Origin of the sequence: Amycolatopsis silviterrae (assembly GCF_042684085.1) — a bacterium.
Taxonomy (GTDB): Bacteria; Actinomycetota; Actinomycetes; order Mycobacteriales; family Pseudonocardiaceae; genus Amycolatopsis; species Amycolatopsis silviterrae.
Genome location: NZ_JBHUKS010000026.1, coordinates 353,438 through 364,172 on the forward strand (window position 1 = coordinate 353,438; position 10,735 = coordinate 364,172).

9 protein-coding genes are annotated in these 10,735 nt (G+C 71.0%); 7 read left to right on the plus strand and 2 right to left on the minus strand.

Annotation, left to right across the window (positions count from 1 at the left end; all coding sequences use genetic code 11):
• Complete coding sequence (locus tag ACFSVL_RS32990; protein WP_378309776.1) at positions 1–657, plus strand: class I SAM-dependent methyltransferase; 657 nt, start codon at positions 1–3, stop codon at positions 655–657.
• The gene (locus ACFSVL_RS32995) at positions 657–1,301 is read left to right on the plus strand and encodes a class I SAM-dependent methyltransferase (RefSeq protein WP_378309778.1); all 645 of its coding nucleotides are present in this window, start codon (positions 657–659) and stop codon (positions 1,299–1,301) included. The genes ACFSVL_RS32990 and ACFSVL_RS32995 overlap by 1 nt, the downstream gene beginning before the upstream one ends.
• Here ACFSVL_RS32995 and ACFSVL_RS33000 read toward each other — a convergent pair.
• Entirely contained in the window at positions 1,289–2,593 is a 1,305-nt protein-coding gene (locus ACFSVL_RS33000) for a M20/M25/M40 family metallo-hydrolase (protein WP_378309780.1), read from the minus strand. The genes ACFSVL_RS32995 and ACFSVL_RS33000 overlap by 13 nt on opposite strands.
• Positions 2,586–3,413, minus strand: a complete 828-nt coding sequence (locus ACFSVL_RS33005) for a M55 family metallopeptidase (protein ID WP_378309782.1) — start codon at positions 3,411–3,413, stop codon at positions 2,586–2,588. Before ACFSVL_RS33005 ends, ACFSVL_RS33000 begins: the two co-directional genes overlap by 8 nt.
• A 188-nt stretch (positions 3,414–3,601) precedes the next feature.
• Between ACFSVL_RS33005 and ACFSVL_RS33010 the strand changes: the two genes are divergently transcribed.
• The 5 genes from ACFSVL_RS33010 to mptB all read left to right on the plus strand — a co-directional run bounded on the left by ACFSVL_RS33010 (position 3,602) and on the right by mptB (position 10,724).
• On the plus strand, positions 3,602–5,377 hold the full coding sequence (locus ACFSVL_RS33010; protein WP_378309784.1) for an ABC transporter substrate-binding protein: 1,776 nt from the start codon (positions 3,602–3,604) through the stop codon (positions 5,375–5,377).
• A gap of 124 nt (positions 5,378–5,501) precedes the next feature.
• Positions 5,502–6,530, plus strand: a complete 1,029-nt coding sequence (locus tag ACFSVL_RS33015) for an ABC transporter permease (protein WP_378309787.1) — start codon at positions 5,502–5,504, stop codon at positions 6,528–6,530.
• Complete coding sequence (locus ACFSVL_RS33020; RefSeq protein ID WP_378309789.1) at positions 6,527–7,447, plus strand: ABC transporter permease; 921 nt, start codon at positions 6,527–6,529, stop codon at positions 7,445–7,447. The genes ACFSVL_RS33015 and ACFSVL_RS33020 overlap by 4 nt, the downstream gene beginning before the upstream one ends.
• A complete protein-coding gene (gene nikE, locus ACFSVL_RS33025; protein ID WP_378309791.1) occupies positions 7,444–9,096 on the plus strand; it encodes a nickel ABC transporter ATP-binding protein NikE in 1,653 nt (550 codons plus the stop codon). The genes ACFSVL_RS33020 and nikE overlap by 4 nt, the downstream gene beginning before the upstream one ends.
• A gap of 80 nt (positions 9,097–9,176) precedes the next feature.
• Positions 9,177–10,724, plus strand: a complete 1,548-nt coding sequence (gene mptB, locus ACFSVL_RS33030) for a polyprenol phosphomannose-dependent alpha 1,6 mannosyltransferase MptB (RefSeq protein ID WP_378309793.1) — start codon at positions 9,177–9,179, stop codon at positions 10,722–10,724.
• Positions 10,725–10,735 lie beyond the last annotated feature (11 nt).

The following is a 10,735-nucleotide window of genomic DNA, read 5'->3' on the forward strand; positions in this document are numbered from 1 at the left end:
ATGCCAGACGACGCCATCGATCCCGACGAGGACGCCCGCCGCCGGGCCGGACTCGCGCTTGCCAGCGGTGACCCCACCGGCTGGTTCGAGCCCCTCTACGCGGCGGCGGAAGCGGGCGAGGCCGTCCTGCCGTGGTACCGCGGCGAACCCTCCCCGGAACTCGCCGCCTGGATCGCCGGGCGGCCCGGGAACGGACGCCGCGCGCTGGTCGTCGGCTGCGGGATGGCCGACGACGCCGAACTCCTCGCCGCCGCCGGATACGAGACGTCCGCCTTCGACGTCTCGCCCAGCGCGATCAAAGCCGTCCTCAACCGCTTCCCGGACACCGGCGTCTCCTACCGCACCGCGGACCTGCTCGCCCCGCCCGCGGAATTCCACTACGCCTTCGACCTGGTCGTGGAGATCATGACCGTCCAGTCGATGCCCAAGGACGTCCACGACCCCGCGATCGCGTCGGTCACCGGCTTCGTCGCCCCGGGCGGGACGCTCGTCGTCGGCGCGGTCGCCGAGGAAAGCATCGACCTCGACACCTGGGAGGGGCCGCCGTGGCCGCTCGGCAAGGACGAGGTCGAGTCCTTCGCCCGCGACGGCGTCACCGTGACCTCCCTGGAACGGGTCCGCGAAAACACCCGCTGGTGGGCGGAGTTCACCCGCTGATGCCCGAGGACCGTCCCGCGACCAGCCACGAACGCCGCTCCGGCCGTCCGTGGGACGAGTCCTATCAGGACGGTCCCGCGCCCTGGGACGTCGGCGGCCCGCAGCCGGCGATCGTCGGACTCGCCGCCGAGGACGCGTTCCGCGGCACGGTCCTCGACGCCGGATGCGGCACAGGGGAGAACGCCCTGCACCTCGCGGAGCGCGGACTGTCCATTGTGGGCATCGACGTCGCGGAAACCGCGGTGGCGCAAGCAAACGAGAAAGCCCGGGCAAGGGGCCTCGCCGCGGAGTTCGCGGTCGGCGACGCGTTCCGGCTGTCCTCTTTGGACCGAACCTTCGACACGGTCCTCGACGTAGGCCTGTTCCACGCCTTCGACGCCGAGGAGCGCCGAGCCTACGTCGCCAGCCTCGCGTCCGTCACCGAAGCGGGCGCGAGGCTGCACATCCTGTGCTTCCGCGACACCGACACCGCCGGAGACTCCGGCCCGCACCCGGTGAGCCGCGCCGAACTGGAAGCACCGTTCCAGCGCGGGGCCGGCTGGCGTCTGGAAGCCCTGCGGGACAGCCGGATCGTGGCCCGGTTCGCGCCGGACGGACTCCCCGCCTGGCTGGCGACCTTCCGGCGGGAACCTCAGCAGTCCTGAAGGAACCGCGTCAGCACCCGCGTCCCGAACCGCAGCCCGTCCACCGGCACCCGCTCGTCCACGCCGTGCGCCATCGCCCGGTACGGGAAACCCTCCGGCAGCGCCAGGGGAGCGAAGCCGTAGCACGCCATCCCCAGCTGGGTGAACGCTTTCGCGTCCGTCCCGCCGCCCATGCAGTACGGCACCACGACCGCCTCCGGGTCCTCCGCCCGCAGCGCCCCGGCCATCGCGGCGAACCACGGCGAATCGACCGGAGCCTGCACCGGCGGCTGATGCGCCACGAATTCCCGCGTGACACCCTCGCCCAGCAACGAATCCAGCACCGCGAACAGGTCGTCCTCGGTCCCCGGCAGCACCCGCACGTCGACCTGCGCGGTCGCGGTCGACGGGATCACGTTCACCTTGTACCCGGCGTCGAGCATCGTCGGCGTGGTGCTGTTGCGCACCGTCGGCACCACCAGCGCCCCGGCCGTCCCCAGCCGCGCCACGGTTTCGTCCACCGCCTCGCCCGACGACAGGTCCACCGGCACGCCCAACGCCGCGCCGGTCTGTTCCAGGAACGCCCGCACGGTCGGCGTCAGGGAGACCGGCCAGCGATGGTCCGCGATCCGCTGCAGCGCCCCGACCAGCCGCACCACCGCGTTCTCCGCGTTCGGCCGCGACCCGTGCCCGGCGCGGCCGCTCGCGGTCAGCCGCAGGTGCGCGGTGCCGCGTTCGGCCGTGGCCACCGGGTACAGCCGCACTTTCCGGCCGTCGGCGGCGGGCACGTGATAGGTGTACCCGCCGGATTCGCTGATCGCCGCCGCGCAGCCCTCGAACAGGTCCGCGTGCTCCTTGACCAGCCAGTGCGCGCCGTAGTCGCCGCGGTCCTCCTCGTCGGCCACGAACGCCAGCACGAGATCCCGGCGCGGCCGCAGCCCGGACGCGACCGCGGCCAGCACCATCGCGCAGAAATCCTTCATGTCCACCGCGCCCCGGCCCCACACGAACCCGTCGCGCACCTCGCCGGAGAACGGCGGCACCGACCAGTCGGCCGCGCGCGCGGGCACCACGTCCAGATGCCCCTGCACGAGCAGCGCGGGCAACGACGGATCAGTGCCCGGGATCCGCGCGACGACGTTCGACCGCTGGATCCCGGTCTCCAGAATCCGCGCCGGAACCCCGTGCCGGTCAAGGAATTCCGCGACGTACTCGGCCGCGAGCCGTTCGCCCGCCGCCTCCCCGCCGCCGTAGTTGGTGGTGTCGAACCGGATCAGGTCCGAGCACAGCGAAACAACGTCGACCTCAGCCATAAATGCCCTGCACCGCCCCTGCCGCGATGGCCGTGACCACCTTGAACGCCTTCATCGCCTCGGTCATGCTCGGCGCCTCGAACGCCACCCGGCGCGTGCCGATCTGCTCCACCGTCGGGATCACCGCGGTCGCCTGCGCCAGATGGCTCGCGTCGAACTCGACCTCGATCCGGTGCCGCCCCGGCGTCCGCTCGGTCCGCCCGGCCAGCGCCATCGCCTCCCGCGCGCCCGCCTCCAGCAGTCGCGCCGTCCGCGCGGGCGGCAGGCAGATCGCCGCGTACCGGCTCACGCATTCCTTGACCTGCACCAGTTCCGCGTCCGGCGCGTAGTCGCGCGCGTCCTCGCAGGTCTGGTCGTCGCCGCTGACCAGCAGCACCGGCACGCCGTACTCGCCGGCCATCGCCGCGTTCAGCCTGCCCTCGCTCGCCGGCACGTCGTCCAGCCACACGCCGGTGATCTGGTTCTCCAGGTAGGTGTGCGACAGGACGCCGTCGAAGCCGGCCCCGGCGTGGTAGCCGAGGAACACCACACCGTCCACACCGGAATCGACGCCCTGCATCATCGACAGCGGCTTGTGCCGCCCGGTCAGCATCCGCGCGCGTTCGTCGAGGTCTTCCAGCAGCAGGTTGCGCTGCGACGAGTGCGCCTCGTTGACGAGCACGTCGGTCGCGCCCGCCGCGTACAGGCCGGCCAGCACCGCGTTGACGTCGCCGGTGAACAGGCCCCGGAACCGCTGCCACTGCGGGCTCCCCGGCACGACGTCGTCGGTCCAGGTGACCCCCGTAGCGCCTTCCATGTCGGCCGAGATCAGGATCCGCATGCCGGGCACTCTAGTGATCCGCGCCGCGACCATAACGATCGGACACGCAGCGGCACCGTCACATATTGCGCGCTTCCCGCCGTATGTGGTTACTTTTCGTCTCTGGGGTCGGGGATTGACGATGGGGTGGTTCTGAAGTGCGGATAAAGCACACACAGCGCGGGTTGCGGCGCGTTTTCGGTGTCCTGATGGCGGGAACGCTGGCGATTCTGCCGTTGGCGGGCACCGCGGCTGCGCAACAGCAGGCCCCGCCGAAGGTGCTGCGGGTCGCGTTGACCACTGGTATCGACCATTTGAACCCGTTCACCGCCGGGCTCGCCGCGTCGACCCAGGTCGGCCGGTTCATGTACGAGTTCCTGACGATCCCGTCGCAGGACAAGGCCGAGCCCTCGCCCGCGCTCGCCGAATCGTGGTCCACCTCGCCGGACAAGCTGACCTGGACGTTCAAGATCCGCCAGGGCGCGAAGTGGTCCGACGGGAAGCCGGTCACCGCGAAGGACGCCGCGTTCACCTTCAACCGGATGCTCACCGACGCCACCGCGCGCACCGCGAACGGCAACTACGTCGCGAGCTTCCAGTCGGTCGCCGCGCCGGACGACGCCACGCTGGTGATCAAGACCAAGACCGTCCAGTCGTCGATGGAACTGCTCGACGTCCCGATCGTGCCCGAGCACGTGTGGGCGCCGATCAAGGACCTCAACGACCCCAAGACCGACACCGTGCCGGTCGTCGGCGTGAACGACGGGCCGTTCCGGATCACCGACTACAAACAGAACGAATACGTCAAGTTCAAGGCCAACAAGGACTACTGGCGCGGCGCGCCCAAGGTCGACGAACTGCAGCTGCTCGTGTTCAAGGACGTCGAAGCCGCGGTGAACGCCCTCAAACAGGGCGAGGTCGACGTGATCAACCGGCTCACCCCGACCCAGTTCGACGCGCTCAAGGACCAGCCGAACATCCAGCTGAACAAGGCCCCCGGCCGCCGCTACAACGCGCTCAACATCAACTTCGGCGTCCAGAACTCCGAGAACAAGCCGATCGGCAACGGCAACCCGGTGCTCAAGGACATCCGGCTGCGCCAGGCGATCGCCCAGTCGGTCGACGTGAAGACCATCGTGGACAAAGTCGCCGGCGGCTACGCGCAGCCCGGCGGCGGCGTGATCCCGCCGATCTACTCGGCCTACCACTGGGATCCGGCGCCGGGGGAGGCGCGCAAGTTCGACCTCGCCGCCGCCAACGCCGCGCTCGACGCGGCCGGCTACGCGAAGGGCCAGGACGGCATCCGCACCGCGCCCGGCGGCGCGCGCCTCGAACTGCGCCTCACCGGGCACGCCAACCGCGCGCCCGACCAGCGGCTCGCCCAGTACCTCACCGGCTGGCTCCACGACATCGGCATTTCGGTCAAACAGGAACTCGTCTCCGACGACGAGCTGAACGACCGCACCAACGCGGGCAACTACGACCTCGCGATCTCCGGCTACGCGAACAACCCCGACCCGGACTACTCGCTGGCCCTGCACACCTGCGCCGCGCGGCCGAACGCCCAGGGCAAGGGCGGCACCACCGACTCGTTCTTCTGCGACCCGCAGTACGACGCGCTCTACGCCAAGCAGCTCGCCGAAACCGACCTCGGCACCCGCGCCGGCTACGTCAAGCAGGCCCAGGCGCGGCTCTACAGCCAGGCCGTGAACGTCGTCTACGACTACGACAACGCGCTCGAGGCCTACCGCTCCGACAAGTTCTCCTCCTTCGGCAAGCAGCCCCAGCCCGAGGGCTCGATCCTCGAGCAGACCGCGTACTGGGGCGTCTACGGCGCGGTCCCGGCCGACGCCTCCGCCGCCTCGTCCGACAGCGGGTCCGGCGCGACCGTGTGGATCGTCGTCGGCGCGGTGGTGCTCGTCGTGCTCGTGGGCGGCGGCGTCGCGCTGTCCCGCCGCGGCAAGTCCGCCGACGACCGGGAGTGAACCCGATGCCGCACCAGCCGCCGACCCGCGTCCTGCGGTCCGTGAGGGGAACCCTGAGGGAATCTGAGTCCGTGAAGGTTCCCTTCACGGACCGCGGTGGCCACCAGTGGAGGGGGAGCCTCCGGTGAGCCAAGCTTTAGCGCCGGACCAGGCCTCGGTGCTCGCCGACCCCGACGAGCACCGAGGCGGGACCGGCACCCTCCGGTTCGTCCTGACGAAGATCGCCGAGGCAGTCGCCAGCGTCTTCCTGGTGATCGTCCTCGGGTTCTTCCTCTTCCGGCTCCTGCCCGGCGACCCGGTCGCGTTCATGGCCCGCGACCGGCCCACCGACCCGGGCCAGATCGCCGAGCTGCGCGACCGCCTCGGCATCGACAAGCCCGTCCTGGCGCAGTTCGGGAACTACTTCATCGGCCTCTTCCAAGGCGACTTCGGCGAGTCCTACATCGAACGCCGTCCGGTGCTGGACATGATCGGCGAACGCCTGTGGCCGACCGTGCTGCTGGTCGGCAGCGCGACGATCCTGGCCGTCGCGCTCGGGCTGTGGCTGGGCGTCCGCGCGGCGTGGAAACGCGACAGCCTCTTCGACCGCACGCAGACCGGGATCGCGCTGACCCTCTGGTCGGTCCCGCAGTTCTGGCTCGGCCTGCTGCTGCTCGTCGCCACCAACGGCCTGTTCCCCAGCCGCGGCATGCACTCGCCCGACGCCGGGCCCGGGTTCTTCGCGCAGGGCCTCGACGTGCTGCACCACCTGATCCTGCCGTGCCTGACCCTGCTCGCGGTGTTCTACGCGCAGTACATGCTGGTGATGCGCTCGTCCCTGCTCGGCGAAATGAACGCCGACTACCTCACCACCGCCCGCGCGAAAGGCCTCCGCGACGACCTCGTCCGGCGGCGGCACGCGGTCCCCAACGCGCTGCTGCCCACCGTGACGCTGGTCTTCATGCAGTTCGGCATGGTCGTCGCCGGCGCGGTCACCGTCGAAGCGGTGTTCAGCTGGCCCGGCCTCGGCCAGCTCACCTACGACGCGCTGCACGGCCCGGACCTTCCGGTGCTGCAAGGGGTTTTCATCGTCCTCGCCAGCGCCGTCGTCCTGATGAACCTGTTCGCGGAGCTGCTCTACCGCGTGCTCGACCCGAGGGTGCGTACCGCATGACAACCCCCGCGGCCCCCGCCGCCGAAAGCGCCCGCGCGATCGCGTGGCGCCGCCGCCGCGCCGGCATCGCGCGCACCTGGCACGAGTTCGCGACACAGAAGATCGCGCTCACCGGGCTCGTGCTGCTCGCGCTCACCGTGCTGCTCGCCCTCGCGCTGCCGCTGATCAGCGACCCCAGCGGACTCGACGTCACCCGCGTCACCGGCACCCCGCTCAGCCCGCCGGACGGCGAATTCTGGCTCGGCACCGACATCGACGGCCGCTCGGTCCTGCTGATGACGTTGTGGGGCACCAGGATCTCTCTGCTCGTCGGGTTCTGCGCCACCGTGCTCAGCGTGTTCATCGGCACCCTCATCGGCATCACCGCCGCGCACTTCGGCGGCTGGGTGTCGGCGGTCCTGCTGCGGTTCACCGACTTCTTCCTGGTGCTGCCGTCGCTCGTGCTGGCCATCGCGCTGTCGGCGGTGCTGCCGCGCGGGATCTGGACGATCGTGCTCGCCATCGGCGTCACCGCGTGGCCGAGCACCGCCCGCCTGGTCCGCGCCCAGACGCTCACCATCGAAAGCCGCCCCTACATCGAACGCGCCCGCGCGCTCGGCGGCGGCCACCTGCACGTCGTCGCCAAGCACGTGCTGCCCGGCGTCGCCCCGCTCGTGCTCGCCAACACCACCCTCGTGGTCGGCAACGCGGTCATCGCCGACGCCACCCTGTCGTTCCTCGGCGTCGGCGACCCCACCGCGATCTCCTGGGGCGCGATGCTGGAAACGGCGCTCAACAACGGCGCGGTCACCCGCGGCGCGTGGTGGAACCTGCTCCCGCCGGGCGTCGCGATCGTGCTCGTCGTGCTGATGTTCACCCTCGTCGGCCGCGGCCTCGAAACCGTGCTCAACCCGCGGCTCAAAGGACGGCACTCGTGACCGCGCTGCTCGAACTGAAAAACCTCGGCGTCACCTACCGCACCGGCGGCGGCGACGTCCCCGCGGTCCGCGGCGTCGACCTGCGCCTCGACGCGGGCGGCACGCTCGGCGTCGCGGGGGAGTCCGGCTCCGGCAAGTCCACCGTCGCGATGAGCGTGCTCCGGCTCCTGCCCCGCAGCGCGAAGATCACCGGCGAGATCCTGCTCGAGGGCGAGAACGTCGGCGACATGCGCTGGGGACGGCTGCGCGCGGTCCGCTGGGCCGAGGCGTCGGTGGTGTTCCAGGGCGCGATGCACGCGCTCAACCCGGTCCGCCGCGTCGGCGAGCAGATCGCCGAACCGATCCGGCTGCACGCGCCCGAAGGCAAGACCCCGTCCGAAGCGCAGGTGCAGGCCCGGGTCACCGAGCTGCTCGAACAGGTCGACCTCCCGCGCTCGCGGGCCGGGGCGTACCCGCACGAGCTGTCCGGCGGCCAGAAACAGCGCGTGATGATCGCGATGGCGCTCGCCTGCGAACCGCGCCTGGTCATCGCCGACGAACCGACCACCGCGCTCGACGTCATCGTCCAGGCCCAGGTCCTGTCCGTGCTGTCGAAACTGGTCGCCGAACGCGGCATCGGGCTCATCATGATCAGCCACGACCTGTCCGTGCTCGCCGCCACCTGCCAGCGCATCGCGGTCATGTACGACGGCGAACTCGTCGAGGAACGCCCCAGCGCCGAACTGATGTCCGCGCCGCAGCACGAACACAGCAAGGCGCTCGCCGCGGCGTTCCCGACGGTCGGCGACCCGGCGTCCCGCTTCGCCCCGGCCACCGCCACCCCGCTGCCCCCGGAACCGGAAGAACGCGCCGGTGCGGGGGAGTCGCCGCTGCTGGCCGCCGAAGACCTGCACGTCACGTTCCGTGACCGCAAGGGCAAGCGGATCCACGCCGTGAACGGGGTCGACCTGGCGGTCGGCCGGGACGAGATCGTCGCGCTGGTCGGCCAGTCCGGCTCCGGCAAGACCACCCTCGCCCGGACCCTGCTCGGCCTGCAGAAACCCGACTCCGGCACGGTCCGCTACGCGGGCAAGCCGGTGCCCTCGGGCGGGGCCGGGCTGCGCGCGTACCGGCGGGAAGTCCAGCTCGTGCTCCAGGACCCGACGAGCGCGCTGAACCCGGCCCACACGGTGTACGAGGCGGTCGCCGAAGGACCGCGGATCCACGGCCTGCCGGGCGAACGCGACATCGTGCTCAAAGCGCTCGAATCCGCCGAACTGCGCCCGCCGGGGAAATTCCTCGACCGGCTCCCGCACGAGCTGTCCGGCGGCCAGCGCCAGCGCGTCGTCATCGCCGGAGCCCTCGCGCTCGAACCGTCGCTGCTGCTCGCCGACGAACCGGTCGCCTCGCTCGACGCGTCCGTGCGCGGCGAAATCCTCGCGCTGCTGCTCCGGCTGCGCCGCCGGCTCGGGCTCTCCGCGCTCGTCATCACCCACGACCTCGGCCTCGCCTGGAACATCGCCGACCGGGTCGCGGTGATGTACCGCGGCGAACTCGTCGAGACCGGTACCGTCGAACAGGTCCTGCTCGACCCGCAGCACGAGTACACGAAGTCGCTGCTCGCGGCGCTCCCCGGGGGCACCGCGCAGCGGACCGCGGCCGACCGCTGACCGCGGGGGCGCTCCGGGCGGCGCACGCCCGGAGCCCGTGCGGGCCCAGCCGACTGCACCCGGTAATCTTCTGGATCGAAATGGCCACTACTATCGACGACGCGCAGCCGAACGCCGGCAGTCTCGACCGGCAGTTCCTGACGCCCGCGCGCTTCCCCTACCGCACCATCGCCATGGGCACGGTCGGAAGCGCCCTCCTCATGCTCGCCGCGCTCGGCGCGGGCGGCATCCTCATCCGCGACCCCGTCCTCGGCCACGGCCCGCTGTCCTGGGTCCGCTACGGCCACGGCCGGGCACTCGCCAACGCGCTGCTCTACACCGGCTTCGCGCTCGTCGTGTGGGCGTGGGTCCGGCTCGGCCGCTACGCGCTCGCCGGGCGCATCGGCAGCAAGCCGATCCTCATCGCCGCGCTGTGCTGGATGGCGCCGCTGATCGTGTCGCCGCCGCTGTTCACCCGCGACGTCTTCTCCTACCTCGGCCAGGGCGCGCAGCTGCTCTACGGGCTCGACCCGTACGCCAACGGCCCCGCCGAGCTGCCCGTGCTGCCGAACGTCGTGCAGAACGTGCACCCGCTCTGGCAGACCACGCCCGCGCCGTACGGGCCGCTGTTCCTGCTGATCTCCAAGGGCATCGTCGCGATCACCCAGGACCACATGATCGCCGGGGTGATCCTCACCCGGCTCGTGCTCCTCGTCGGCCTCGGCATGACGCTCTGGGCGCTGCCCCGGCTCGTCAAGCACCTCGGCGGCAAGCTCCCGGTCGCGCTGTGGGTCGCGGTCGCCAGCCCGATGATGGTCATCCACCTCTTCGGCGGCCCGCACAACGACCTGATGATGCTCGGCTTCCTCACCATCGGCATGCTCGCCGCGCTCGAACGCAAGCACGTCATCGCGGTCGTGCTCGTGACGATCGGCATGCTGATCAAGCCGACCGCCGCCGTCGCGCTCCCGTTCATGGTCTGGATGTGGGCGGCGGACATGCGGGGCCCGTCGAAGACGAAGAACTTCTTCAAGGCAGGAGCCGCGGCCGTCGGGCTGTTCCTGCCGGTGTTCGTCGTCGGCACCTGGGTGTCGCTCGGCTCGCTCAACCTCGGCTGGTGGTCCGGGCTCAAAGCCCCGCAGCTCATCACCAACTGGCTGAACTTCCCCAGCGGCATCGGCGAGGCCGTCTACAACCTCGTCCACATCATCGCGCCCGTCCAGCCCTCGCCGTTCGTCACCGTCGCCCGCGCCATCGCGATGATCGGCCTCGTCGTGTTCGGCGTCCGCCAGTGGTGGCTCGCCCGCGGCGGCGGCAAGGAAGCCGTCTACCGCGCCGCGATCACGCTGCTGGCCGTCGCGATCCTCATGCCGCCGACCCTGCCGTGGTACCTCACCTGGGGCTTCGTGCTGATCTCCGCGTTCCCGTGGGAACGCCGGAACCTCTCGGCGATCGTCGCGATCTCGGTCTTCGTGACCCTCGTGTACTACCCGACGGGGGAGCAGGCCCTCTACGACTGGTGGTTCATCGCGATCGTCGTCGTGGTCAGCCTCTACGCGGCCGCGTCGCTGCTGCGCCCCGACCCGCTCGGGCTCGTGGCGGCGTGGCGGAAGAAGCCCAAGGACGAGGAGTTCCTGCCGGAGTCGTGAGTGGTGGCGCC

What these genes read in the sequence shown, in the direction of transcription:
- mptB (WP_378309793.1), top strand. Translation starts at nt 9,177, where the DNA reads ATGGCCACTACTATCGACGACGCGCAGCCGAACGCCGGCAGTCTCGAC.
- ACFSVL_RS32995 (WP_378309778.1), top strand. Translation starts at nt 657, where the DNA reads ATGCCCGAGGACCGTCCCGCGACCAGCCACGAACGCCGCTCCGGCCGT.
- ACFSVL_RS33020 (WP_378309789.1), top strand. Translation starts at nt 6,527, where the DNA reads ATGACAACCCCCGCGGCCCCCGCCGCCGAAAGCGCCCGCGCGATCGCG.
- ACFSVL_RS33010 (WP_378309784.1), top strand. Translation starts at nt 3,602, where the DNA reads ATGGCGGGAACGCTGGCGATTCTGCCGTTGGCGGGCACCGCGGCTGCG.
- ACFSVL_RS33005 (WP_378309782.1), bottom strand. Translation starts at nt 3,413, where the DNA reads ATGCGGATCCTGATCTCGGCCGACATGGAAGGCGCTACGGGGGTCACC.
- ACFSVL_RS32990 (WP_378309776.1), top strand. Translation starts at nt 1, where the DNA reads ATGCCAGACGACGCCATCGATCCCGACGAGGACGCCCGCCGCCGGGCC.
- ACFSVL_RS33000 (WP_378309780.1), bottom strand. Translation starts at nt 2,593, where the DNA reads ATGGCTGAGGTCGACGTTGTTTCGCTGTGCTCGGACCTGATCCGGTTC.